This is a genomic window from Paenibacillus sp. FSL R5-0475, from assembly GCF_038004585.1.
Classification (GTDB): Bacteria; Bacillota; Bacilli; order Paenibacillales; family Paenibacillaceae; genus Paenibacillus_AQ.
The window spans coordinates 3,479,952-3,506,737 of the sequence record NZ_JBBORK010000001.1 but is presented as its reverse complement, the minus strand read 5'-3'; the positions used below and the strand labels follow the sequence as shown (position 1 = coordinate 3,506,737).

General features: G+C 42.5%; 21 protein-coding genes. 18 read left to right on the top strand and 3 right to left on the bottom strand.

What is annotated here, in order from left to right:
• Window positions 1-94: 94 nt before the first annotated feature.
• From MKX41_RS15760 to MKX41_RS15720, 9 genes are all read left to right on the top strand, one after another.
• Window positions 95-3,028 (top strand): sensor histidine kinase, encoded by a 2,934-nt coding sequence (locus MKX41_RS15760; protein WP_340971690.1) that lies wholly within the window; start codon window positions 95-97, stop codon window positions 3,026-3,028.
• 40 nt (window positions 3,029-3,068) lie between these two features.
• On the top strand, window positions 3,069-3,731 hold the full coding sequence (locus MKX41_RS15755) for a response regulator transcription factor (RefSeq protein WP_340971688.1): 663 nt from the start codon (window positions 3,069-3,071) through the stop codon (window positions 3,729-3,731).
• A gap of 204 nt (window positions 3,732-3,935) precedes the next feature.
• Window positions 3,936-5,534, top strand: a complete 1,599-nt coding sequence (locus MKX41_RS15750) for a HAMP domain-containing methyl-accepting chemotaxis protein (RefSeq protein WP_076284517.1) — start codon at window positions 3,936-3,938, stop codon at window positions 5,532-5,534.
• Window positions 5,535-5,575: 41 nt separating this feature from the next.
• Window positions 5,576-6,661: a chemotaxis-specific protein-glutamate methyltransferase CheB gene (cheB, locus tag MKX41_RS15745; protein ID WP_340971684.1), complete on the top strand. Its 1,086-nt coding sequence runs from the start codon at window positions 5,576-5,578 to the stop codon at window positions 6,659-6,661.
• A 193-nt stretch (window positions 6,662-6,854) separates the two neighbouring features.
• Window positions 6,855-7,859 (top strand): helix-turn-helix transcriptional regulator, encoded by a 1,005-nt coding sequence (locus MKX41_RS15740; RefSeq protein ID WP_340971681.1) that lies wholly within the window; start codon window positions 6,855-6,857, stop codon window positions 7,857-7,859.
• 191 nt (window positions 7,860-8,050) lie between these two features.
• Window positions 8,051-9,457 (top strand): MFS transporter, encoded by a 1,407-nt coding sequence (locus MKX41_RS15735; protein WP_340971678.1) that lies wholly within the window; start codon window positions 8,051-8,053, stop codon window positions 9,455-9,457.
• A 136-nt stretch (window positions 9,458-9,593) separates the two neighbouring features.
• Window positions 9,594-10,361 carry an ABC transporter ATP-binding protein gene (locus MKX41_RS15730; RefSeq protein WP_076299542.1) on the top strand — a complete coding sequence of 256 codons (768 nt, stop codon included), beginning with the start codon at window positions 9,594-9,596 and terminating at the stop codon, window positions 10,359-10,361.
• Window positions 10,351-12,354, top strand: a complete 2,004-nt coding sequence (locus MKX41_RS15725) for an ABC transporter permease (protein WP_340971675.1) — start codon at window positions 10,351-10,353, stop codon at window positions 12,352-12,354. The genes MKX41_RS15730 and MKX41_RS15725 overlap by 11 nt, the downstream gene beginning before the upstream one ends.
• Window positions 12,355-12,373: 19 nt before the next feature.
• Window positions 12,374-12,595: a hypothetical protein gene (locus MKX41_RS15720; RefSeq protein ID WP_340971672.1), complete on the top strand. Its 222-nt coding sequence runs from the start codon at window positions 12,374-12,376 to the stop codon at window positions 12,593-12,595.
• A 91-nt stretch (window positions 12,596-12,686) separates the two neighbouring features.
• Here the strand turns inward: MKX41_RS15720 and MKX41_RS15715 are convergent, their stop codons facing one another.
• Entirely contained in the window at window positions 12,687-13,694 is a 1,008-nt protein-coding gene (locus MKX41_RS15715) for an ABC transporter substrate-binding protein (protein WP_339266250.1), read from the bottom strand.
• 213 nt (window positions 13,695-13,907) lie between these two features.
• Here MKX41_RS15715 and MKX41_RS15710 point away from each other — a divergent pair, with 213 nt between their 5' ends.
• The 6 genes from MKX41_RS15710 (at window position 13,908) to MKX41_RS15685 (ending at window position 21,771) form a co-directional block, all read left to right on the top strand.
• Window positions 13,908-14,966 carry a FecCD family ABC transporter permease gene (locus MKX41_RS15710; protein WP_042190334.1) on the top strand — a complete coding sequence of 353 codons (1,059 nt, stop codon included), beginning with the start codon at window positions 13,908-13,910 and terminating at the stop codon, window positions 14,964-14,966.
• Window positions 14,967-14,968: 2 nt separating this feature from the next.
• Window positions 14,969-16,003 carry a FecCD family ABC transporter permease gene (locus MKX41_RS15705; protein ID WP_042194295.1) on the top strand — a complete coding sequence of 345 codons (1,035 nt, stop codon included), beginning with the start codon at window positions 14,969-14,971 and terminating at the stop codon, window positions 16,001-16,003.
• Window positions 16,004-16,046: 43 nt separating this feature from the next.
• On the top strand, window positions 16,047-17,762 hold the full coding sequence (locus tag MKX41_RS15700; RefSeq protein ID WP_340971664.1) for an ABC transporter ATP-binding protein: 1,716 nt from the start codon (window positions 16,047-16,049) through the stop codon (window positions 17,760-17,762).
• Window positions 17,763-17,804: 42 nt separating this feature from the next.
• Window positions 17,805-18,845 carry an NAD(P)/FAD-dependent oxidoreductase gene (locus tag MKX41_RS15695; protein ID WP_340971663.1) on the top strand — a complete coding sequence of 347 codons (1,041 nt, stop codon included), beginning with the start codon at window positions 17,805-17,807 and terminating at the stop codon, window positions 18,843-18,845.
• Window positions 18,846-18,987: 142 nt separating this feature from the next.
• Window positions 18,988-20,613 (top strand): AraC family transcriptional regulator, encoded by a 1,626-nt coding sequence (locus tag MKX41_RS15690; protein ID WP_340971662.1) that lies wholly within the window; start codon window positions 18,988-18,990, stop codon window positions 20,611-20,613.
• A 132-nt stretch (window positions 20,614-20,745) separates the two neighbouring features.
• A complete protein-coding gene (locus MKX41_RS15685; RefSeq protein ID WP_256716300.1) occupies window positions 20,746-21,771 on the top strand; it encodes an iron-hydroxamate ABC transporter substrate-binding protein in 1,026 nt (341 codons plus the stop codon).
• A gap of 143 nt (window positions 21,772-21,914) precedes the next feature.
• Here the strand turns inward: MKX41_RS15685 and MKX41_RS15680 are convergent, their stop codons facing one another.
• Both MKX41_RS15680 and MKX41_RS15675 read right to left on the bottom strand, forming a co-directional pair.
• Window positions 21,915-22,943 carry an ABC transporter substrate-binding protein gene (locus MKX41_RS15680; protein ID WP_256716301.1) on the bottom strand — a complete coding sequence of 343 codons (1,029 nt, stop codon included), beginning with the start codon at window positions 22,941-22,943 and terminating at the stop codon, window positions 21,915-21,917.
• Between the two features lie 103 nt (window positions 22,944-23,046).
• Window positions 23,047-24,633 (bottom strand): ABC transporter substrate-binding protein, encoded by a 1,587-nt coding sequence (locus tag MKX41_RS15675; RefSeq protein WP_340971658.1) that lies wholly within the window; start codon window positions 24,631-24,633, stop codon window positions 23,047-23,049.
• A gap of 147 nt (window positions 24,634-24,780) precedes the next feature.
• Here MKX41_RS15675 and MKX41_RS15670 point away from each other — a divergent pair, with 147 nt between their 5' ends.
• The 3 genes from MKX41_RS15670 to MKX41_RS15660 all read left to right on the top strand — a co-directional run bounded on the left by MKX41_RS15670 (window position 24,781) and on the right by MKX41_RS15660 (window position 26,779).
• A complete protein-coding gene (locus MKX41_RS15670) occupies window positions 24,781-25,140 on the top strand; it encodes a (2Fe-2S) ferredoxin domain-containing protein (protein ID WP_042190321.1) in 360 nt (119 codons plus the stop codon).
• Between the two features lie 168 nt (window positions 25,141-25,308).
• Complete coding sequence (locus MKX41_RS15665; RefSeq protein ID WP_340971653.1) at window positions 25,309-25,458, top strand: hypothetical protein; 150 nt, start codon at window positions 25,309-25,311, stop codon at window positions 25,456-25,458.
• Between the two features lie 166 nt (window positions 25,459-25,624).
• Window positions 25,625-26,779: an AI-2E family transporter gene (locus MKX41_RS15660; RefSeq protein WP_076299548.1), complete on the top strand. Its 1,155-nt coding sequence runs from the start codon at window positions 25,625-25,627 to the stop codon at window positions 26,777-26,779.
• Window positions 26,780-26,786 lie beyond the last annotated feature (7 nt).

The window sequence follows — 26,786 nt, the reverse complement described above, 5'->3', positions numbered from 1 at the left end:
AAAGTTATTCATGTAATGACGCTTGTAAAATAGCGAATTAGAACAAAAAGCCGCCCCGAAAAGGGGGGGCTTTTTATGTGGAGGTGATCTTAATATGCATTCACTCGGTGACGAGAATGTGATCACATGGTCTATGGATATGGAAGAAAATCTGCTGACGATGTCGAGAATTTTAGAGGAATGGGCTGGTTGCACAAGTAAGACTAAACCGCACAGCCCTAGTTTTTTACGGGAACTTGTAAATGTAGTGGATCGTGATCGATATGATGCCTACATGGAAAGATTAAATGCTGGTCATATCAGTAGTCTTGAGTATCGGATGCAATTACCTACTGCAGGACTGAAGTGGGTTCAAAATATCGGCACGCCTATCCTAAATAAGGAGAACAAGATCTGCCGAATAGATGGAATTATGCTGGACATTACTGAACAAAAAACGGCACAGATTCAATTAGAGAGCACATTTTCTTTGTATCAACAGATGTTCTCTAATCTAGATGTGGCGGTTTGGTCTTACGATTACGTATCTAAGAAAGTGTTATTTATATCGGATGCCATTCTCAATATCACCGGTTATTCCGTTGAGCAGGCGAAAGAGGATGATTTTTGGCTTCGTATTGCTTATAAGGAAGAAAATCCCTTGATTCAAGAGATCATATCATCAGTTGGTCAAGGGATTCCACAACTTAGTGAATATCGAATTATCCACGCAAGTGGTGAGCCTCGATGGTTACAGGTCAGAATCATACCCAGTCTAGATGAATCCCAAGCGGTAGTTCGGCTTGATGGGATCTTGGCAGATATTACTGAAAGAAAGTTAATGAAGGAGGCTTTACTCAAAAGTGAACAGCGCTATAAATCCTTATTTGACTATAACTCAGACGTCGTATGTGAGGTGAATCTACAAGGTAATATTTTGGCAATCAATTCTGCGGCACAGCAAATTACTGGAGAAGCTTTAAGTATGGTCGGAGAGAACTTGTCCATCATGAATCTATTTGGAGTAGAAAATATAACAAGGATGTCGGATTATTTCGGAAGAACAGTACGGGGATCTGCTCAGCATTATGTTGTTGCCTCTTCGCGTAAGGATGGATCAGTGAGCCACTGGACTATGAAAAACATCCCAATTTATGTGAATAGTCGTATTGTGGGTGCTTTTGTTGTCGCTAAAGATATAACATCAACAGTAGAAGTAGAACAAAAGCTGGCACAGCGAGAAGCAGAGTACAGACTAATTATTAATAACATGAAGGATATGATGGGGGTTCTGGATCAGAAAGGAAATTTCATTGTAGCCTCCCCCTCCTGTGAGACCCTAATCGGTATTCCTGTAGGTTTAATCAAGGACACTACCATCTTAGAGTATATCGATCCAGATGAGCAAGAAAGCTTGCGTGAACAAATAACAAATATTTTTCGGACAAAAGCAAGTAAGATGTTTTACAATCGTTTTATTCACACAAAAGGTTATATCTTAAATTTAGAATGTCTTGCTACTCCCGTTCTAGGTGAGGATGGAGAAGTAATGAGTATCGTAATTGTAGCAAGAGACATTACCAAGAGAGTCCAAATGGAACAAGAATTAAGGGAAAGCGAGGAATTCAATCAGCAGCTGATCAAGATGTCGCCTGAAGCGGTCGTTCTGCATAGCGATTATAAGTTTGTTTATGTAAATTTCTCTTGTCTTGGATTATTTGGAGTTAGCGATGAGAGTCAATTGATCGGTAAAAATATTTTCAATTGGGCGCATCCGGAGTATCTGCCGCTGGCGAAAGAACGCATGCGTGAGATCTATAAAGAACCCTATAAGATCTTAGTTCCTATTGAACAAAAGGTCGTACGTTCAGATGGGACGATTATCGATGTAGAGGTAACAGCTAGCTCCATTTTGTACAAAGGAAAAGTCGCATGTATCTCTATATTTAGGGATATTAGTGATCGAAAAAAAGCAGATGAGGATAGACAACATACAGAGCAGATTATTCGAGAGAGTGAGGAACGGTATTTTCGCCTGCAAACGAGTCTCGATCAGTTCTCCCAAGATCTTTTTGGTGTGATGAAGATTAGTCATATGGAACAGCGGTTACTTAGAGAAGTCAGAGAAACTCTGCAGATAACAAATATAAAATTTATCGCAGTTGAATCTAACCATGATAAATTATGTGAAATTATCGAGACGGAGCAAGGGTATTCACTCAAGATCGGGGAGTCCCGAGGAAAGAGCTACTTGCTATCGATTAACGAGAAGACGCTTTTACTAGAAATCAGTTCTATTCGTGTGTGGCTGGAGACGATTACCCGGTATGTCAGTGTTCTCTTTGATCATTTTTTGCTTATCGAAGATTTAACGAAGGATCTTGAGCTAGCGGCTTCTAAGCAAGTGGCGCCTACATGGCTTCTTCGCTTTATGTTTAATTTATCAGAGAATGAGCGAAAACGGCTTGCTCAGGATTTACATGACTCAGCGCTCCAAGAACAGATTATCTGGTATCGTAAGCTGGATTTTCTCTTAGGTGAAAGGTCCATTAATGGGGAACTTAGAGAACAACTAGAACAGATCTCAGAAGGTTTACTTGATGTTATTTATCAACTGCGGATTATTTGTAACGAGCTCCGACCTCCTGCATTAATCAATGAAGGTCTTATCTCCTCGCTGGAGACGTTGTTTGAATTTACGCAGCTACGTACCAACTATCAGATTTATTTCGAGTCTGAAGGATTCACGCATAAGTTAGATGATGAAGTGCTTATAGGTCTGTACCGTATTGTGCAAGAGCTTTTAGCTAATGCAGCAAAGCACTCTTTTGCGACAGAAGTCCACATCACCTTAGCTAGTGAAGACAATCATATTCATTTGGATTATAAAGATAACGGAATCGGAATGAATTTATTTGGTGAGGATTCACTTACAAGTATGGGAATTTATGGGATGAAGGAAAGGGTTCGAAGTATGGATGGGTCAATAGTATTCCGATCGCCAGATAAAAAGGGATTAGCGGTCAATATATCTATACCTGCAGATTAATCATGCGGCATAACAATTGGATAGAGGGGTAGTCATAGGCATGATTCAAATATTGTTAGTGGATGATCATCCATCTGTTATGGAAGGGACTAAAATGATATTAGAGCAAGAGGGAGACATGAAGGTTACTCTAGCTAATTCAGCGGATGAAGTGCTTGAAATGGTGAGTAGTCATTCCTTTGACGTAATGTTATTTGATCTTCATATCGCGGATGTGAATGGGATTGATTTGGCGAAGCAAGTATTAACAATGAACGCGGATGCGATTATCTTAATCTACACCGGATATGAATTTACTAACAAATTTAACCTGATGATCGAATCGGGGATCTTTGGTTTTATCTCAAAAACAACCAATAGAGAGCAGTTGATTACAGCGGTAAGATGTGCATTAAGAGGGGAAGTCATTCTACCGCGGACCTTAGTCAAGCAGTTAAGAAAAGTACCGCCTAAAGGATTAGAAATCAATGATGAACAAACAACCTCCATGATTAGCAAAAGGGAACATGAAATGCTGACGGAAATCGCAAAAGGAAAAAGTAATAAGGAAATAGCGGAGATTGTGCTTATGAGTCAGCGGTCACTAGAATATAGTTTAACGAATTTGTTCCAAAAGCTAAATGTGAAATCTAGAATTGAAGCGGCTATAAAAGCTAAACGGCTCGGAATATTGAAGGAATCAGATTTTACTAATTCATTGTGAAAATACGTAACAACCCTATAGATTGAAATCCCGATCACTAGATAGTGAGGCGGGATTTTTTGTTTTGCGCGTCATTGCGGAGCTACGCAATAATTTTGCGTGATCACGCTATTTATTTTCGGTTACCATATTCTTCTTACCGTTTATGATGAAATAGTTCCTAAGAATTACTAAAAATTGACTAACGTAATGAGGTGCAGAAGGATGAAATGGTTTTATAATTTGAGAACAGCAGTGAAGCTAATCTCAGCATTTGTGTTGGTATCAGTCATTTTATGCTTTGTAGGATTCTATGGAATAAGTAATTTGAGTAAGATGGATGAGTCCATCGAGGATATGTATAAAAATCGCTTAACACCGATTGCCTATCTCGGTGAAGCGAATGAACTTTTTTTAACGAATAGAATAAACATCCGGGATATAAATACGATGGCCCAAACCGAGGTGAAGAAAAAAGAATATCGGGATAAATTACATAAGAATGTCCAAAGCATTGAAGACATCATGAGTAAATATAGTAAGACAAGATTGAGAGAAGAAGAATTAGAGAAAATGAAGGATTATCCTGAGATCTGGCAACGCTATACCACCAGCGTGGATCATGCAATTGAATTGGATAAGAAGATCATTAGTAATGAAGAATATACGAATTATTTGCTAACAGGAGATTTACAGCTGGCCACTACAGAGATGACGGATTTCTTGCAAGGTTTAATTGATATCAATATGAAGCAGGCACAGGAATCCAGTGATAACGCCAATGAATTATATCAATCCTCTCGGTTGATTACCTTTAGTGTTACTATCATTGCACTTTTAATCAGCGTGGGTTTTGGCTATCTAATCTCGCAAATTATAGCACGGCCTCTTAATCAAGTGATGCGCCTGCTAGGTAAAGTAGCCAATGGAGACTTAAGCGAAACTTCGAATCTAAATTCTAAGGATGAGATCGGAAAACTTGCGAATTCTGTGAATGAAATGGTTCTGAACTTAAGGCATACTGTGGGGGGGATTTTGTCCTCTGCGGAAAGTGTCTCGGCGGCAGCACAGCAAATATCAGCAAGTACTGAGGAAGTAGCTAGCGGCAGTATGAGTCAAGCCACTGCAGCGCAAACGATGAATGAGTTGTTCCGAGAATTGTCTGAAGCGATTAATTCAGTAGCTCAGAGTGCAGAGCAAGCCTCAGAGCTGTCAGATCATACGATGCGTATTGCTCAGGATGGAGGTGCGGTGGTTACTGACTCCATTCAAGGGATGACGTTACTTAACAACCAAATGTCTAGACTAGAAGAAGGCTCAGATAAAATTGGCGAGATCATTGCGGTCATTGATGATATTGCAAAACAGACAAATCTGCTGGCTCTTAACGCAGCTATAGAAGCGGCTCGTGCAGGTGAACAGGGCCGAGGCTTTGCCGTTGTAGCGAATGAAGTAAGAAAGCTAGCAGAGCGGAGCAGTGAGGCTACTAAGCAAGTCACGGACATTATTAAAGAAATGCAGAAGAATACGCAGCATAGCGTGAAGGCTGTAGTCGAAGGCGTAGCTTTTTCACAAAAAAATGGGGAAGCCTTTGATCATATTCTCTCTATGGTGAACGATACCGCTCATAAAGTAACAGAAATCGCTGCTGCCAGTGAAGAACAGGCCGCGCAGTCATCAGAAGTGTTGTACTCGATCGAGAGCATATCGGCAGCAACGGAAGAAATGGCGGCAAGCAGTAGTGAAACGGCAACAACGGCTAATGCATTAGCACAGCTTGCGGAGGAACTAAATGCACTCGTATCTATTTTTAAAGTTAAATAAACCGTGTCATGGGGATCATCATTGATAGGAGAGGAGAAGTAGTGCAAAAGTTAAAGGTGCTCGTTGTAGCTACTTCAGTAATGATGCGTAAACAGATCTCGAACCTTATTGCGGAGGATTCAATTATCGAGGTCATTGGAGCAGCTCGAAATGCATCCGAAGCGGTTAGTATGGTTCAAGAATTCAAGCCTGATGTCGTGACGATTGATATAGAAGTGCCAGAATTGAATAGTTTAGTAGCGCTCTCTAGTATTATGTCGCAACGTCCAACCCCTATCCTTATCCTAAGCTCGGGATCAAAGGATGGAATAACAGCAACTATCACAGGTCTACAGAACGGAGCTGTAGATTTTATATCCAAGCCCACTCAAATCCATGGACCTGATTTATCCCAAATAAAAGACGAGCTAATATTCAAAATTAAACAAGCTGCTCAAATTCCTTTGAGAACCCTTATCCTTAACAATATTACTGTTTCGAAAGTGATGACAGGACTACAGGCAGAAGACAATTCTAAGAACGGATGTACGGAAGAATTCGATCAAATCGTAGCCATAGGATGTGGAGTTGGTGGTCCGAAGGCGCTTGAAATCGTAATTAGCTCGCTCCCGGCAAACTTCCCATATCCTTTATTAATCGTTCAGCATATGCCACCCAAGTATACGAAAGTATTAGCAGAACGATTGAATCGATTCTCAAGTGTACGGGTGGTTGAGGCGAAAGATGATCAATTGGTACATGGCGGAACGGCATATATCGCACCTGGTAATTGTCATATGACCGTAGTTCAGCAAGGGCAAGTATGTAGAATCAAACTTCACAAGAAAGCTTCAGTGAACGGATACCGTCCATCCATTGATGTATTGTTCGAATCGATTTCTGGACTGAAAATCTTGAAGCAGCATTTGATTCTAATGACCGGAAGGGGAAACGATGGCGCGAGAGGCATGCTGAATGCCAAACAAGCTGGCGCCCAATCTACCCTTGTAGAGTCGCAAGAGACTTCGATTGTAAATGAAATGCCTGAAGCGGCGGTTGAGCTCAAGTGCGTGGATTATGAAGTTCCTTCATTTTTGTTAGCCTCGAAGATTATGGAGGTTACGGGGATGTTGGACGAACAAATTTGATGAATAATCATTACCATAGGCGTTGGTAGGAGGAAAATCCACCAACGCTTTTTTTATGTAAACCTAGGGTTTCATCCCAAGTGGGGATAAAATTCCTATAGATCTATTCTATGTTGACACTTCCAAATGATAACGATTATCATTTGAGTTGTGAATGGCTTTATTTGTATTGGCGAAGAAGGAGAGGCTTTCGATGGCTTTAAAAATATTGAATTTGGAGATTCATGATCTTTTTGAACAATTTACAGAGCGGATAGAAGGGCATGTTGAGCACAACCAGTGGGAACAACGTCTTACCATACCCTCGCATATCGGTCAGGGAAGCATTACACGTACGCGGATTCGTCCAGGCATGGAGATCATGTATACGGATATAACTTACGAACAAGATATGAAGCTCTATATTCAGGAAGCTTGTCCGTTGTTCGAACTAAGCTATAACGTGAGTGGAGAAATCTATTGCGAATGGAACGGCAAGGAAAGTCACACGGAGAAACAAACAGGCAATGTTCTTTTTTTAGAGGATGTTCAGGTGTATGAAGAGAAAAAAGCTGGTGTCTCCAATCAATTGTTAGAAATACGGCTAGCTCCTAGCGAACTGCTGTATTATGCCGGAGATCTAGCGGAGAAACAACAGATGGAGAACTGGCTTAAACATCATCGTGGAAATATTGACCGTTATCCTGACACTGCGGCGATTCGAAAATGTGTCTTTGAAATGATCCATTGTACTTATCATGGAACATTGAGACGATTATATATGGAGAGCAAAGCGCTTGAATTTATCGCTTTATTTGGGGAGTCCGATGGTTACGGCTCTATGAGCGGGAGTATGACGTTCCGGCATGATGATATTATAAATCTAAAGCGGGTACATGAGTTGGTGCAAATCCATTTCGAACAACCGCTGTCCATACGTGAGTTAGCCAAGCGGGTAGGCATCAATGAATTCAAGCTAAAAAAGGGTTTCCGTGAGTTATTTGGCATGACGATCTTCGAGCTTGTTCGTATAAAGCGGATGGAGAAGGCACTTTGGTACATGGAGGTAGAAGGTTTGAATATAGGAAAAACAGCCGTTTCGGTCGGATATAGTAATGTCAGCAATTTCACGACAACCTTCCGTAAGCACTACGGCTGCAATCCAAGCGAGTACTTAAAACGTATCGAACAACAGACTTTGGAGCGAAATAGGATCTAGAAGGATTTGTACTTACAGATGGCTTCATGCAGTAGGACATAGGGTTCGGAATCGAACACTATATTCTGCCTGTTTGAGGTTTTTTTGTGTTTGCTCCCTTATCAAGGAGTAAACCTCCCTTAACAGGTAGAGAAAAAGACTATTATAATTGATAATCATTATCATAGATTTCATGAAGAGGTGGTCATACAATGCAAGAAGTTGATTCGCGACGTTGGTATGCGCTATGGGTTATTCTACTTCCAACATTACTCATTTCATTGAATACTTATATGATTCAAGTCGCCCTTCCATTAATGCAACATCGCTTGAATGCGAGCTTCTCTGAAGCACAGCTTATCGTCACCGGATTTTCGCTAGGATTAGCTGTGGCGTTGATCATTAGTGGTAAGCTTGGGGATATATACGGCAGAAAACGAATGCTGATTATCGGAGTGAGTGGATTTACGATTATGGCAGTGTTGGGTGGTTTGACCTCAGATCCGACACTTCTGATTGTTATTCGCATCGTACAAGGTATGGCAGCTGCGCTTATCCAGCCTCAGGTTTTGTCTACACTTCAGGTCAGCTTTCTGCCAAAGGAAAAAGGGCTTGTTTTCGGTATTTATGGTGCAATGATTGGCATTGGATTCGCTTTCGGATTCATTCTCGGAGGCACTATTGTGAATTGGAATCCGTTCGATCTCGGTTGGCGGACGGTATTTTTTTTCAATGTGTCTTTCGGACTTCTCGTCTTGCTGTTAATGCCGATTGTTCCTGAAACACGAGCCGAGCAGACGCACAGTATTGATTGGACGGGAAGCTTCCTACTGCTGATCAGTTTGTTTCTGCTGATCTATCCGTTATCTGAGGGACAAAAACAAGGGTGGCCCTTGTGGATCTCAGGCTGTCTAATTATAGCTTTATTCGTGTTGTTTACTTTTATCTGGGTTGAAAATCGGAAAGGAAAGCAGGGGAATTGTCCATTAGTCGATCTGTCTATTTTCAGACATAGAACATTTAGTATAGGTCTGGCGACCGTGCTTGTCCTTTATCTAGGCATGTTCTCCTTCTTTTTTGTTTTAAGCTACTATATGCAATTTGGCTTGCACTATAATGTTCAAGATACAAGTTTGGTTTTTTTGGCTATAGGTATAGGCTTTTTTCTGACTTCCCTAATCTCGTCTCGAATGGTCAAAAGATGGGGGATGAGTGTACTTAAAATAGGAGCGCTGATGATGGGATGCTCTAGTTTATTGCTTATATGGGAGCTAAATGTGGATGCGACGCATCTGCTGGGCGCACGAAATATTTTAATATTATTGATATATGGCTTCGGTCTCGGCATGGCTACTACACCATTAGTCAACGTCACGCTCAGTTCAGTACCAGCAAGGATTACGGGCACAGGATCAGGTCTGATCACTACATTTATGTATTTAGCAAACTCGTTAGGGGTGGCTCTAATCGGTATTTTGTTCTCCACTTCGTTGAAACATTCTCTTTTGGAAGCAGATTTATCGGATTATGTAAGGGCGTTTTCCTTCTCACTGGCAGCTATCGGAGGACTTGCTTTTACTGGTTTTGTTTGTCTTTGTTTCTTGCGAGAGCGGAAATGATAGAGGAGGAATCAAGTTTTCTTGTTCTGTGAGGAATCTAACAACCGTTCTCTTCACTTAGTTTTATAGTATTTACAGGAATAACATAATTCCATTTAATGTTAATCTGCCAATCAATGAAGGGGACGGTGCGAGCATGCCTATTCTAGAGGTAGAGAATCTCTCAAAAGAATATAAAGGCAAGGGCAAAATGAATGTGTTTCGGGCGCTAAACGGCATAAGCCTGAGTGTGGATAGCGGAGAGCTTGTAGCGATTATGGGGCCTTCGGGGAGTGGTAAAACGACGCTGCTGAACATCCTTAGCGGGATCGACACGGAATATAGTGGGGTAGTCCGGATTGCAGAGACTAGTATAAGCGAGATGTCTAAGAATGAGCTTGCACTGTTTCGCCGGCAGCGAATGGGGTTCGTTTTTCAAGATTACAATCTACTGGATAGCCTGACCCTACGGGAAAATATAATGGTGCCCATGGTTCTGGATGACCAAGAGGGAGACGACATCAATACCAAGACAGATGAGACGTTATTGCTCTTTGATCTGGGCGAGGTGAAGGATAAATATCCGTATATGGTTTCAGGAGGACAGCAACAACGAGCGGCGATTAGCAGAGCGATTATTAATGATCCAGAGGTGATCTTTGCGGATGAGCCGACGGGGAATTTGGATTCCAAATCCTCAAGTATAGTGATGAAGACCTTCGCCAAACTGAATGCTCTGAAAGGAGCAACAATTGTGATGGTCACACATGATCCTTTTGCGGCCAGCTATTGTAATCGCGTGCTCTTTATCAAGGATGGGAAGGCTCTATTAGAGATTACTAGGGACAATAAAGAACGGAGAGCATTTTTTGATAGGATTCTGGAGAGTCTGGCCTTCATTGGAGGGGGAGAAGATGACCTTTAGGAGAATGGCTATTCAGATTTTTAAGGCGAACCTTAGAAGGTATTTGTTATTTTTCCTATGCAGCAGCTTTACGATTATGGTCTTTTTCGCCTTTTACTCCCTGTACACGAACCCTGATTTTAATGACCCCTATCAAGTAAATGGAATGGTGTCTGGTAATTTATATGCTCCTTTCTTGGTTATGAGAGTGTTTGCTGTTCTATTTATTGTATATGCGCAAATGGCCTTTTTGAAATTTAGAAAAAGCGACTTTGGGCTGTTAATGGTGCTTGGAATGACGAGCCACAATATCCGTAAAATTATTTTGTTAGAAAATAGCATGATCGCATTAGCTTCGATTCTCACGGGTTTAGGTGCAGGGTCGGTCTTCTCCGGTCTTTTCTTCTTCATCATCTCGTTGTTTGTTAATATAGGGGGCAGTTCTTTTTCACTTACACTGGAAAGTTATCTGTATACCATTAAATTCTTCGGGATTATTTACATAGCTGTGATTGGAATCCAATTAATATTAACGCTGAGATACAACATTGTACGCCTTTTAAAAGAATCCAGAACCGCAGAACGTAGCCTTCTTCATGGTAAAATCACAGGGATCATCGGAGTCGTACTACTGGGGATCTCCGTTTATGATATGATTACTCATTACAGTCCTGATGATGCCCGTATGATGTTAATCAATCTGGGAGTAAGTATGGTGGGTGTCTATTTGCTGCTGTCAGGACTTGGGGACTGGATGAAACTTTTTATATCGCGATCAAGCAGAACCTATCACAAGCACCTGCTGTTTAGTTCCAATTTGATCTATACCCTTGGTCGCTCCAAAATAGTGCTTTCTCTTATCACCTTCCTCGTCTTCATAACAATTTCTCTAAGCGGTATTATTTTTTATTTGACCTGGAATGCTGAGGATATTCCTGTTGCAAACAATCCATATGATATTGCCTATGCAGAAGTATTCGGGAAAAATAGTATCTCACCAAAAATACTAAGCGAGATCACGGATCATGGCGCCACGCCGCTGCTTTCACACGAAAAGCTGGAGTATATCGACTTGTTTAATTTCAAAATATTTCTGGACCAGAATATAAATGCATTAATCGGCACTGATTATCATGTGGAGAAAGATCACTTTCTTAATCTTGCCTTAGTTGCTCGAGGAGAAGAATGGAAGAATCAAAGACCAGAGATGCCAACCTTCGAAATGAAGCTTTCTTCCGGGAATCATACGTTGTACTCACAAGGACTTATATTTAAAATGCTATTTAACCCTGTGCCGAATCTTATGAATGGTCTTCATGTCATTGTTAACGAAGAGGATTATATGGCGCTGAAAGCGGAAAATAAAAAAGCGATCGGTAACCTTCAGCTCCTGAATTTTAAGGATTGGAAAAAAACTGCGGATATAGATGCTAAGTTAAATGCCGCTTTAGCCAAATATAACAAAGACAATACAGAGTCCTGGTATGGCAATGAGCGGCAAGAGGCCCTCGTATTCTCTACGAAGTCTAGAATAAGTGACTATCTACAGTTACAGGAGTCTGGCCGATTTGGAATCTTCGTAATTTCATTTGTTGGTTTAATATTTTTCGGCGCCTCCGGGATAGTGCTGCATTTCAGTATTCAGACCGATTTAGAGCGTGAGAGGATCAAATTCAGGAAGCTGAACAAGATTGGAATTACTTCTAAGGACGTGGCTCGCATTATAGGCGGCCCTTTAAAAGTGCTGTTTTTTCTCCCGTATGCATTAGGTATTGCATTGTCTTCTTTTTATGTTGTTAGTTCTTCCAGAGTTGAAATGTCTACAGCTCTGGAGCCGATGTGGTTTTGTTTGTTGGTAGGCGGAGCATATCTTTTATTTCAAGTTCTTTTTTATCGTATATACACCAAATTATACACTCGCAATATGCTGGCTCATATCGGACTGCTTGATGTTCCCACAACGAATAATACAAGATGTAAATTTAATTCCAATTATGATAATATTAACAAATAAAATCGTGGGGGGATTCCATTTGAAAAAGATTTTTTCCAGAATTGCAGTCGCATTAATGATCTTGATCCTTGTTGCGATAGTCACTTGCTTTTATATTGGTGAATTCACCTATGCGTATGGATTAATTTCGGTGCTGTTTTTCGTATTTGCGGGGATGGGGCAGCTCTATAAGCTTAAAAATGATGAGTATATGTACAAAAAATTAAATAACACTGATGAGTATAATGAATATACTAGATGATATAAATTTAATAGAAACTTCTTATGTATAACCAAAACACCCCACTTTAGGCGATGCCTAATAAGTGGGGTGTTTCTTTATGTGTCTATTCTTATTTCTTACCGTTGCGCTCAAGAATCATATCGACGAACAGATCGATTTGTGCGGTAATGGCAATAGGATCATAGCGATAAAAAGTATCAAAATCGTTGTAGAACAGATGGTCGTTCTTCGCAGCAGCAAGTCCGTTCCAAACGGGTGATTCCTTCAGCTCTTTCAGCTTATCACCTTTTTTATCAGGATCATAAGTAGTTAGGAACATGTAATCCGCTGCATATTCTGGCAACAGCTCCATGGATAGCTGCAGTGTTTGGTTGTCATTGCTGTTCTTAGTAGGCATTTTCAGCTTAAGTGCATTATAGAGGGCTTGTCCACCACGGCCCGCATTGTTACCGAAGGTCCATAGCTCACCTTTGTCAGTCAGCTCATAAATTCCGAATGTATCATTTTCATTCACGACACCTTTAAGCTTTTCGCGGCCTTCAGCAGCCTTTTTCTCAAAGTCAGCAATGAATTGCTCAGCTTTATCAGGTGCTCCTACAATATCTCCAAACAGTTTTACGGTTTCATAGATGTTCGTAGCAGTTCCGTATGGAATATGAATGGTTGGAGCGATTTTGGATAAAGCATCATAGTTGTCATCGTACATAACTACAATTAGATCAGGTGCAAGTTCTAGTGCTTTCTCAGCATTGACTGGAGCACCAACATCTTGTGTGTTTTTGAGCAGGTCTTTCAAGAAGGGGTTATCAAAAGTACTAGGTTCAACGCCTATGACGTTAGCTCCAACGGAGAGTAATTCCCCACCATAATAATCTGTAACGATCCGCTGAGGTTTAACTGGGATTTGAACAGTACCTTTAGTAGTTTCATAGCTGCGCATTTCGGCAGCGGAAGCATCAGGAACAGCTGTTGCCTCTGCACTCGGGGCTGTTGTTGCTTCAGTTGTCGCTGTTGGTGTATTAGATGAAGCCTTGTTGTTTCCCCCGCAAGCCGTCACAAATACAGACAATAACATTACGAGTGCCAGGATGGGGAAAAGGGTCTTTCTTTTTAGCATGGTAAACCTCCCTAAGTATATGTACCAAATGATAATAATGAGAATCATTATCATCATTATTATCAATTTGAACTGTATCAAAGCTTAGAATTTCTGTCAATGCAATAAATTAAATGGTACCAATTAAATCTATCTATTGCCAAACCTAGGAAATGTAATTTACAATAGTCTAATGATAATGAGAATCAATTTCACAGAAATAGGGTGGCATTCATGAATCAACAGATAACTACCAGGATAGGAGCCGATAAAGGAGTAGTTAAACGAGAATTTCGTTCACGTCCTTGGGCGGCAACATTAATCTTGGTCGGCGGTCTGGCGCTATTATTATTAGGAATCGCTGTTTCCGTCTCCTTCGGTGCAGCAGATATTAAGCTGTCTGTGGTATGGTCAGCTGTGTTTCACTTTGATCCGGAGATCATGGATCATCAGATTATTAGAGAATTAAGATTACCTCGTGTACTTGGCGGAGCAATGATAGGGGCTAGCTTTGCAGTTGCAGGTGCCATTATGCAAGGGATGACGCGAAATCCATTGGCTGATTCAGGTCTGATGGGTATCAACTCAGGCGCAGGATTTGCGCTTGCACTATGTTTTGCTTTTTTTCCAAATTTATCGTTTATGTATTTGATTCTATATTCTTTCGTGGGTGCCGGCGTAGGCGCGGGTGTCGTATACGGAATAGGATCACTTGCTAAGGGAGGATTAACTCCTGCTCGTTTGGTGCTGGCCGGTGCTGCTTTTAGTGCACTTTTGTCTGCGCTGAGTGAAGGGGTAGCTTTATATTTTCACATCGGTCAAGATTTAGCCTTCTGGTACGCGGGAGGTGTGGCTGGAACGAAATGGATCCAACTCAAAATCATGTTCCCTTGGATAGGGGCCGCTTTAATTGGTGCAATGGTAATCTCTCGATCGATCACGATGCTCAGTTTAGGTGACGATGTTGCGAAAGGTCTAGGTCAGCGTACAGGGCTTGTGAAGTTGGCAGGTGCATTAATCGTATTGATTTTGGCTGGATCATCGGTTGCCGTAGTTGGTGCAGTTGGTTTCATTGGACTAATTATTCCGCATTTGACACGATTTTTTGTGGGTGTCGATTACAGATGGATTATTCCTTGTTCAGCGATCCTCGGCAGTCTACTTGCTGTATTTGCAGATTTAACTGCGCGGATGATTAATCCACCTAATGAAACGCCACTTGGAGCTATTATTGCACTGATTGGTGTACCATTCTTCCTTTATCTTGCACGTAAAGAAAGGAGGGAGCTGTAATGATGGAAAAGACGACATTCGGTTCCTTCGAAGCCGCCAAAAACAAACGGGGCTTAATTATCATGATTTCGTTGGCTGTACTAATTGTGATTGCTTTTATTATTAGTATGAATACAGGTTACATACGTTTGACTCCTATGGAGTTGATTAATACATTGTTCGGTAAAGGAACCGACAAGCAGGAGTTAATCTTGTTTCAGTTTCGGCTGCCACGTATTGTGATTTCCGTTCTAATTGGGGCAGGTCTGGCTGTATCCGGTGCTGTGATGCAGGGCGTCTTTCGTAATGCGTTGGCGGACCCTGGTATCTTAGGGATTAATGCTGGTGCAGGAATTATGGTTATGCTGTTGATCTCTTTTTACCCTACGGCAACCGCGGCTCCAGTGTATCTGCTGCCAATGGTAGCGTTCGTCGGTGCGGGGCTTACAGCTGCCTTAATCTATGCTCTAGCTTATAAACGGCACCAAGGAATATCGCCTATGCGTCTACTGTTGACTGGTGTAGCTGTCGCAGCTGGGATGAGTGCAGCTATGATCGTGCTTACGCTAAGGCTTGATCCAGAAAAATACCAATTCGTCGCTACTTGGCTAGCAGGCAGCATTTGGGGAACAAGCTGGAAGTTTGTACTTTCACTCCTACCGTGGATTCTTATTCTGGTGCCTTATGTCATCTATAAGGCAAGGGTGATGAACGTACTGAATCTAGGGGAGCAGACCGCTGTGGGACTTGGTGCCGCAGTAACGAAGGAACAATTTCGGCTTCTTGCGGCTGCGGTAGGATTAGCAGCGGCGAGTGTCGCTGTCAGCGGTGGAATTGGTTTTGTGGGATTGGTCGGACCCCATTTGGCGAGACGGTTAGTTGGGCCGAAGCATCAACTCATGCTTCCGACTTCGGCACTGCTTGGGTCACTACTCGTTATTACAGCGGATACCATTGGACGCTGGATCCTCCAGCCGTCTGAGATTCCTACGGGTATCGTTGTAGCTGTAATTGGAGCACCATACTTTTTGTATTTGTTAGCCCGTACGAAATCTTGATGAAAGTAGGCTGATCTCTCACCAGAAGGAGCGAATTATTAACATGTTGCGTCGTTTTTTTGCTTACTATAGGCCCTATAAGGGATTGTTTATTCTTGATTTTTCTTGTGCTATTGCTGCTGCACTACTTGAACTGGTCTTTCCGTTAGCCGTTAACCGGGTAGTAGATGATCTGCTGCCAAGCGGCAATTGGAGATGGATACTCTATTCATGCCTCGGCTTGCTGGGGATATATATTGTCAGTGCCTTTATGCATTTCGTCGTCACTTACTGGGGGCATAAGCTGGGGATTAATATCGAATCGGATATGAGAAAAAAGCTTTTTGACCGAGTTCAGAAGTTATCTTTCAATTTCTTTGACAACAACAAGACCGGCCATCTAGTATCCCGGATGACAAATGATTTGATGGACATCGGTGAGATTGCCCACCACGGTCCAGAGGATCTCTTTATAGCAGTAATGACGCTGCTCGGTGTGTTCGGCATTATGCTCAGTATCAATTGGCAATTAGCTATTCTGACGTTTGTAATCGTTCCGCTTATGATTTATTTATCCATGTACTTCAGCCGGAAAATGTCTAAAGCCTTCCACATCATGTTCGCGGACATTGCTGACTATAACGCACGCGTGGAGAACAATGTAAGCGGGATCCGCGTTGTGCAAGCTTTTGCTAATGAGAATCATGAAATTTCCCGTTTTGCGGTCAATAACGAACGCTTCCGTATAACGAAGCTGATGACCTATCGAATTATGGCTTGGAATTCATCCTTTAGCTTTGTTCTCATGAAACTGGTCTCGTTATTTGTTCTCGTATGCGGAACATATTTTGTAATCCAGAAGCAAATGACCTACGGTGAATTTATTGCTTTTGTGATGTTGTCCAATGTATTTTTAGGACCATTACAACAGATTAACTCGGTCATTGAGACCTATCCCAAAGGCATTGCAGGTTTTAAACGTTATCTCGAACTGCTGGAGACGGAGCCGGATGTTGATGATGCGATTGACGCTAAGACAGTTCATGATCTTAAGGGGAATATAACCTTCCATGATGTGGCTTTCGCCTACAGCGATAAAGAGAACGTACTCCAAAATGTGAATCTATCGATACAAGCAGGAGAGACCGTTGCTCTGGTTGGTCCATCTGGTGCGGGTAAGACAACGCTTTGCAGTCTACTACCTCGCTTCTATGATGTAAGTGAGGGTAACATTAGCATTGATGGAATTGATATTCGTTCCATGAAGCTTGAATCTCTTCGTTCACACATCGGGATTGTACAGCAAGATGTATTTCTGTTTGACGGAACCATCCGTGAGAATATCGCTTACGGGCGGTTGGGTGCCTCCGATGAAGAAATCTGGGAGGCAGCACGGCGCGCCCAACTGGAAGAGCTGATCAAATCCCAGTCTGCTGGGCTGGATACTATGATCGGGGAGCGGGGCGTTAAGCTCTCTGGAGGTCAGAAGCAGCGGCTGTCCATTGCCCGGATGTTCCTGAAGAATCCAACGATTCTCATTCTAGACGAAGCCACATCGGCGTTGGATACCGAGACGGAGTCCGCAATTCAGGAAGCACTTGCAGAGTTGTCACAAGGTCGTACGACGCTTGTTATAGCTCATCGATTGGCAACGATCAAGAATGCCGACCGTATTGTTGTTGTTGCGGAAGGTGGTATCGCTGAACAAGGCAGACATGAAGAACTGTTACAGACTACCGGAATTTACAGTCGACTACATGAGGCACAATTTGGAGCGTAAGAAGCTAAGGGCATCAATAGAATATACTTTTGGAGGGACATAATGAACAATCAACTGGAATTATACGATGTAACGATTATTGGCGGCGGACCTGCTGGGATGTATACAGCTTTTTATAGTGGAATGAGAGACCTCAAGACGAAGTTGATTGAAGCGAAGGATGAGCTCGGAGGAAGAATGCTTATTTATCCTGAAAAAATGATCTGGGACGTAGGCGGAGTAACGCCGACTCTCTGTCATCAGCTGATCGGGCAGCTCAAGGAGCAGGCGCAGACCTTTGAACCCACCATTGTGCTGGGACAGCAAATCATGAATCAAGAGAGACAGGAAGACGGGACATACATCTTAACCTCGTCTACCGGGGAACAACACTGGACACGAACCGTAATTCTGGCAATTGGCTACGGAATCCTACAAATGGCTAAGCTCGAAATCGAAGGTGCGGATCGCTATGAGGTGACGAATCTTCATTATACCGTTCAGGAGCTAGAGCCATTCCGTGGCAAAAGAGTGCTGATCTCCGGCGGAGGAGACTCTGCAGTAGATTGGGCAAATGAACTGGAGTCCATTGCAGCAAGTGTAACGATTGTGCACCGTCGTGAACAGTTTGGGGGTCATGAGAAAAATATTGTGCGGATGAAGGAATCTTCGGTCAATGTCCACGTGCCCTATGCAGTAAGCCAATTACACAGCAGTAATGGGGAAACGATAGATCAGGTGACGATCAACCACATAGAGACAGGTGAATCAGAGCAATTTGAAGTGGATGCAGTGATCGTAAACCATGGTCTTAAGAGCGATTTTGGTCCGTTAAAAGAGTGGGGCCTTGATATGGGCGAATGGTGTGCGAATGTATCTGATAAGCTGGAGACCAATCTCCCAGGCATATTTGCAGCTGGTGACTTTGTGGATTATACAAGTAAGGTACGTTTAATTGCCGGTGCTTTCACCGATGCAGTGCTGGCGCTTAATAGTGCCAAGCTGTTCATAGATCCAACTGCGGCTAAAGTTGCTTATGTGTCTTCTCACAATGAGCGGTTCAAAGAGAAGAATAAGGCGCTTGGTGTCGTTGACGACCATTAATAGCGGTAAATTCTTAAGGAATAGGTTTGATTTTAGTTGTTGAGCGTATAGGGCTTCTTATCCATTTCGAGCGGAGAGAAGCCTTATGCGCCTTCTTTATATTTCAAGGTTTAATAGCCTGATGATCTGGAAGGGAGCAGGAATGAAGCTATCTAATAATAACCTGGTACACAGAATTTATATGTTAAAAGAGGCTGGGAAACGCCAATGCGGCGGTGGTCACATCAGTAATCTCCAGATGGCCCAGTCCCCACTCTTCCTGACACCAATAGAAGCGACCGTTCTAATAACCATTGAAGGAGAGACAGTAGCTCTTAAAATAGGTGAAATTGTTTTTTTAAGTGCAGGTACGACTTATCAAATTAATGCTCCATTAGAGACCGTTATCTCTGTTCTAGCAATCTCCTATGAGGTATATGGGCTAAGTAATAGCACTGAGCAAGAATTGGTCTATGGACTTTGCCGTGAAATTTTTCCGGTCAATGGGATTTTACCTATACGTACGACGAATAAAATAAGCCGCTTATTCAGCGAATTGGAAGACGTTGCTGCCAATAATTTAGAAACACAGGCAGATAGAATTCAATCCTTGCTGCATCAGCTACATCAATTGGTCGTAGAGGCTGATGCTGAAGCAGACATTACGGATAGTTCATATTTCAGAATGCTCTCTTATATTCACCAGAACATCCAAAAGGAGATTACGCGAGAGATGATGTCTAGAATGATGGGATTTAATCCTCGCTATTTCTCAGTATGGTTCCGCAAGCAGACGGGGTGGAGCTTCACCGAATATGTAGCTCATTTAAGAGTGAATAAAGCGAAAAAATATTTGATGTCCAGCCAAGCAACAATACAGCAAATTTCTCAAAAAGTAGGCTATTCAGATGGACTATATCTGAGCCGGAAATTCAAGCAAGTTACCGGGATGACTCCAACAGATTTCCGTTTGCGTCCCAAACCGAAGCGGATTGTAGCGTTGCAATTTTTCGGGGATTTACTTGCGCTGGGTGTGAAGCCTGTCGCGGTTGAAAAAGATGTGATGAACTACTCATTGCTTTTACAGCCGGAACTGGCGGATGTACGATCGTTTGAGTTGCAGGGATGTTCGGCGGAAGCGGACTTGTCTGGACTGGAAGCTGATATAGTCATTGCACCGACCTATCTGAGCCCCCGTCAGCTTAAATGGATGGAAAAGTTGGGTCCACTAGTTACGGTGGAATGTGATGAAATGGACCGCTTAGAACAGATTCGTTTATTCGGCAGACTGCTGGGAGAAGAGGAGAGGGCAGAAGCATGGATAAGACACTATCATTTGAAAATAGATTTGGCCAAGCAGCGCTTGTCCTCACTAATTGAATCTGGTGAAACGGTAGCGGTGTATGAGATTAGGCAAGATAACAGTATTTATATCTGGAATCATACAGCCCGAGGTGTGTACAATCTGTATCCAATGCTAGGGTTAGCTCCGCCGGACAAGGTAAGGTCAGATGTTCTGGAGCGGAATGATCATCTATGCATCTCACTGTCGGAATTGCCAATATACGCGGCTGACCATATGTTTGTGGTTGTATCAGGACGAGAGGACTGGATGTCGAGAACACGTAAACGCATTAGCAAGAGTGTGGTTTGGCGCAATCTTCCAGCATTCAGGAATGAACGCATATATTACCTCAAGCTTGAGGAATTTTGGGGCAGCGAAGGGCTTGCACTCGAACGTCAGTTGGAGATACAGACAGATTTGTTAATCGGCTATAAGTTAAGCTGACAATCGTCCATAGCCAAATTGATGTATTAGCGTGTATATATGTTTTCCCACGGAGACGTTATATTAAACATGGATCTAAATGATATTGATTATCAATATCACAATAATATAAAGTCTCAAGGGGGATTTACATTGTACAGAGTAATATCGTTAGGAAAAACAAGTATGATAGCCGTTGTACTTACGCTGGTGCTAATGTTGAGCGCATGCGGACAAGCTGCTAATCAGGGGAATGCTCCAGCTAGCACGTCTGCTGAAGTGGCTAAAAGCACTAATGATTCTGTAGTTGCCAGCACGGAGCCGGCTGCTGATGCAGAGTACTGGACATACGAAAGCGATAAAGGTCCGGTGCAGATCCCACGCAATCCACAAAGAATTGTAATTCCGGTACAAGACTTTATCGGTGATCTTCTGACGCTGGGGGTGACGCCCATTGCCGTAGCTGGGAATGACATCTTGAATCATCCATATTTCAAAGAGGCGCTTACAGGTGTAGAAGTAGTGGGTGATGACATGACGGTGTCCCTGGAGAAAATAACGAGCCTGGAACCGGATTTGATTATCACTTATCAGGAAGATACCTATGAGCAAATCTCCAAGATTGCTCCGACTGTCTTTATTCCTTGGGGCAAATACGACTATAAGGAACGATTGATCGAGATCGGGAAAATCTTGAACAAGGAGCAGCAGGCTGTAAAATGGGTGGCGGATTTCAATCAGAAGCTGGAAGCGAAGAAAGCGGAATTGGCCGATCTGATCGCAGCTGACAAAAAGGTGGCAATCTTTGAAATTGCCGGTAAAGAGCTGTATCTATACGGTTCGTCATATGGGCGTGGTGGAGAGATTATATACAACGGATTGGGGCTGCATGCACCAGATCTTGTCGAAGAGGTAGCCTTTAAGGAAGGCTGGGCTTCCCTTTCTCTCGAAACGCTGCCCGAGTATCTAGGAGAAGCTGATTATATATTCCAAGGCTTCAGCCGTGGTGTGGAGCAGGACAAGCTGGACATTCTGGACAGTGTCTTCTGGCAAAGTCTACCTGCTGTTAAGGCGGGTCATGTGTTCACTTACGATCTCAAAACTTATTATCTCTCTGATGCTTATGCGCTGGACAAGCAGCTGGATGAGATAGTCACGTTGTTGAAGTCCCTACAATAAGTTAAATTTGAAGCGTGAGATAAAAACACTCACAGATAAAACGCATTTAGATGCTTATAAGTTATCTTAGTAGGAATTTTGTACAACAATAAAGGGATGTCCGCTTAGCCGCTATGGCTTCGGACATCCCTTTTCCTCATGCATTATTTATTATTTATTAGCCAATCGGCCAGCTCTTCGGTCTGGGTTAATACCGCGATAGGGTCATAATACCAGGAACGTTCTTCTTTCCAAACATAGAGGTGTCCATTTTTGACTGCAGGAAGGTTGCCCCAAAATGAATCAGCCTTGTAATCAGCTTCTGTAAGGTTATTTGAGGTTAAGATAATATAATCTCCGGCATACTTAGTTAACGCTTCTTTAGATATTTCCGCCCATTGCTTCTCCATAATCTCCGCTGCTACTTCTGTAGGCGGCTTGCGACCAAGCGCTTGATAGATGGGCTGTCCGCCTCGGCCAAAGTTATCGCCATAGACCCAGATAGATTTTCCACCGTCTTCCATGATGGAGAAGGTTGCATCCGCCGGGAGGACCTTGTCCACTTTTGCTTTAGCTTCGGCTATCCGTTTGTCATAATCTGCAAGCCAATTCTTTGCTTCTTGTTCCTTTCCAAGGAGTTCTCCGAAATAGGTTAATTCTGCATGAGCATCTTTTAAATCCCCGTAAGGCACAATGATGGTAGGAGCAATTTTGCTAAGCGTTTCATAGCTTTCTGCTTGTCCCGAAATAATCAAGTCAGGATTTAGTGCGATGATTTTTTCAGGTGACATTTTACCGTACGCTCCTGTGTCTGTAACACCGGTAAGAGCCTCCTTATAATACATATTCTCTAAGGTCAAGCCTGGAGCTCCGATAGGAATGGTATCAAGAGCTATTAGACTTCCCAAGTATTCCTCAGCGACAATTCGTTTAGGATGAACAGGGATTTCAACATCACCTTTTACGGTATTTACTGTCTTGACAGCAGGGGTTTCAGCACTTTCTGCTTCTTGACTAGTTTCGGTTGGTGCTTGTGTTGCTGCTGTTGTATTACTGGTGTTACTGGTACCACCTGTATTCTCCACCGTAGTATTGGAATTTCCACAAGCTGATAGGACTAGAATTAACGTCAGCATGAAGGGAAATAGAAGCCAATGATTCTGTTTCGAAGTATTCTTTTGTAGATTATGCAATTTGTTGTTCCTCCTATGGTAATTGATTATCATTCTCAATAAGAACTTTACAATCTTCTCTGGTTATTTACTATGGACGAATATGATCTTCGTTTGTGCATATTTATGATGTCATCACACGCAGCAATTCTTTAAGCTGTGCTTGAGAAGACAGCGGATCAAATCCATAGAACATGTCACCCTGGTTCAGGATGTATACCCGATTGTTACGGACTGCATCTAACTGCTTCCAATCACGAGAACGCAGAAGGCGAGAGAGGCGTTTTCTTCCCTCAGAAGATGATGGGATGCTAGTGATAATAATATAGTCTGCAGGATAGGTTCCGATTTCCTCAATAGAAGACACTAGATACCCTGAATCCATTATTCCGTTCTCCATAATGATAGATGGTGGCTTGAATCCAAGATCTCCGTACAAAATCTGACACCCCCTACCGTAACTGCTACTGAAACAATAAGCTGCTCGGGAACTAAGCTCCCAAACGATAGCTGTCCCTCTTTCCGATCCTATCGAATGGTTCAGTTTCTTATTGGCAGCATGGCAGAGCCCATCGTAATGACCTAACCATTCTTCTGCTCGCTGTCGCCGGTTGACTACATCAGCGATCAAACCAAATTGCTCTCGCCAGCTCATTTGCATAAAGGGTAATTCAATGACCGGAGCAACTGGAGTCAGCATCTTATTCTCAGGAATGTTGTAGCTGATAATGATATCCGGCTCTGCTAAAGCTATCGAATCAAATAGAAGGGAAGAGTTACCTTCGTTCATCGTAAGTTGTTTGGAGGCTGGCACTTGCTCTAAGCTCCGATGCCAATCCGAATAAACACCGAGTTGAGGCATAATTTCCAGTACCCGTAGGATAGCTGTGTGATTGTAGTTTAAAGCAACAATTTTTTTGTTCTTATTCTGATAGGCTGTAGGTGAAAGACCCACGAGCTGCTTGAACTTACGGCTCAGATAAGTTCCTTCTTCATAACCAACCTCATGCGCCAGAGTTGTTAGATTTGGGGAACTGGTGAGGATTCGTTGCTGTGCTCTGCGGATTCTTAACAGTGTAATATAAGCGCTGAAAGTTTGACCCATAATTTTACGAAAGGTACGTGAGAAGTGTTCAGGGCTTACCCCAGCTAACGTAGCCATCTGCTCCCGAGTAATATCTTCGTTGTAATGAGCTTCTATGTATTCAAACACATTTTCAATCCAGCTTCCTGACGTCTCCTTTTTCGCAGCCAGTTCATGATGAAGATCCACGATGAATTGAGTGAATAATTGCTGGACCTTAAACGGTTTCCGATCATCGGGTTCTATCCAAGCACTGTAAAGCTCACCAGACAGTGCGATCAATTGTGTGGAGGCGTGGTGTAAGGCTGGTCTGCCATTTAGAAAATAATGCTCTTGCCTACGGTTGGGCATACTGGTGTACTCTATCCACATCCCCTGTAACTGTTGCTCAGTCTCTAGCTTCAAATTTGAAGTTGCAGCAAAGGTCATGATGCTTCCGGATTCGAGGCTATGAAGTTCGCTATCTATCTCAAGCTGACCTTTACCTTCCCAGACAAAAATAATACAGGAATTCGTAGCTGGGATGTTATCGGTTGCGTAGTGGGAAAGACTTGTTAGGCTACTAATCTTAACAGGCATATAAAAAGGATGGGAATGATGTGGCATCCCGCCGGATTGGATGGGCATGGTAGAAATCGCTCCCTTTTTTCAATGATAATCATTCTCAATTATAGTATACCAGTCTTTCTCTCTATTGACTATAATGGCTCTTATGATAGTGTTTAGAATAATCCGCTAACGAATATTTTTAGGTATGAAAGGAATGGGGATTTCATGACAACTTGGAATTTACAAGGAACCGTAAGTCACTTGTTGATATGTAATGGTAGCAGCTGCAAGAAACATAAAGGTGAAGAGGTAGCTGAAGCGATAGAAGATGAGATTGAAAAGCAAGGTGCACAGAGTCTTATACATACGACGGTAACCCGTTGTAATGGTAGATGTTCAGATTCCTGCGTCGTGATCGCATACCCTGAAGGTGTGTGGTATAAAGAGATCACACCTAAATCAGCGAAATCGCTAGTACGGAAGCATTTACAGGGCGAGAGACTTGAAGATCATCTGCTGTATACATATGATGGTCAGCTGATGGCTGCAAATGACAAGGGAGCTAAAGGGAAGAAGAAAAAATAGCTGTCAACTGATCGAAGCTTCGCAGCTAAGTGAAATCAAAGTAGAAATGATTGAAGTACCGTCAATGCGCTGGCGGTATTTTTTTGTCTTTTCAGGAAAGCAACTTCGTTTCTTTTTGTTTAGTAGAGGATTATGATTGAATGAAAAGAAGATCTAGGGGGAATAGACATGTTTAAGAGGCTTACAATGGATGATCATGCAGAAACGGCGCAGTTGTTTGCGGAATCTTTTTGTGTATTACATGAAGAAACTTTTCATACATATATGATGCTTGCGACTGAAGAATACAGTACTACGATTGCAGAATTCATGGCGTAGCAGATGCCAAAAACCCGGATTCTAACAAAGTATATCAATCGATTGGTTTTGTGGAGGCGGGCAGAATTGCGGATATCAAATTTGACTTGCGCCCCTAACGTTGACTATGCTATTAAAAAGTGAATAAAATAACACTTCATATAAGGCGCATGGGGGAGAGGGTTCGATGGAGAGGCTGCAGGTGTGGCCGGGGAAGTTTAAGAAGTTTTTTCTGAACAATAAATTTGTGGTAACCTTACTTGTTTTATTGTTAACTGGGGTAACTATCCTGGTGTTCTCAAAGATACCGTTTATTTTTACGCCTATATCTGTATTGCTGCACACGGTGGCTGCACCATTGTTACTATCCGGTATCGCTTATTACTTGTTGAATCCGTTAGTAGACCTAATGGGAAAAAGATTCAGGATGAAACGTGTGTATGCAATCATCATTCTTTATCTGTTAATTGCGGGTATTATTACGTTGATTCTGGTGATGGTGATTCCGATTCTTCGAACGCAATTATCTGGTTTGATTGACGATTTTCCAAGGTATAGTGACTTGATCCAGGAACGATTTATGAATCTGACGGGAAGCGAATTCTTTGGTCAAGTTCAAGATAGTATAGGAACCAACCTAAGTGAAATCACCAGTAAAATTACGGCTTGGGGCACTTCTTTTCTGAATAATGCGCTAACAGGTGTAGGAAGCTTCGTCGGAGCCGTTACGGAGATTGTGCTGGCGGTGGTGACGACACCGTTTATTCTATTCTACTTGCTTCGTGATGGAAAAAGGTTGCCAGATTACATTTTGAAATTTGTACCTACCGCGCTGCAGCCGCAGACTCGGATGGTAATGTCGGAAATGAACGCCCAGGTATCATCCTATATTCGAGGGCAAATTATAGTAAGCTGCTGCATTGGTGCGCTGCTCTATATTGGCTACTTGATTATTGGTCTGGAGTATTCACTTGTCCTTGCCATTGCTGCTGCATGTACAGCAGTTGTTCCCTATTTGGGTCCGGCAATTGCTATTACACCAGCCTTAATTGTGGCCATGGTCACTTCGCCATTTATGCTGCTGAAGATGATCATCGTTTGGACGGCTGTACAGCTGATTGAAGGAAAGTTTATCTCTCCGCAGATTATGGGCAAGACACTGAAGATTCATCCGATCACGATCATTTTTGTGATTATTTTTGCCGGCAAAATGTTTGGCGTTCTTGGCATTATCCTTGCAGTTCCTGGTTACGCGGTGCTCAAGGTTGTATTTACACATATTTTTCAATGGTTCCGGTTCCAGTCCGGATTGTATAAGCAGATTGAAGAGAATAAGGAATAATGTGGAA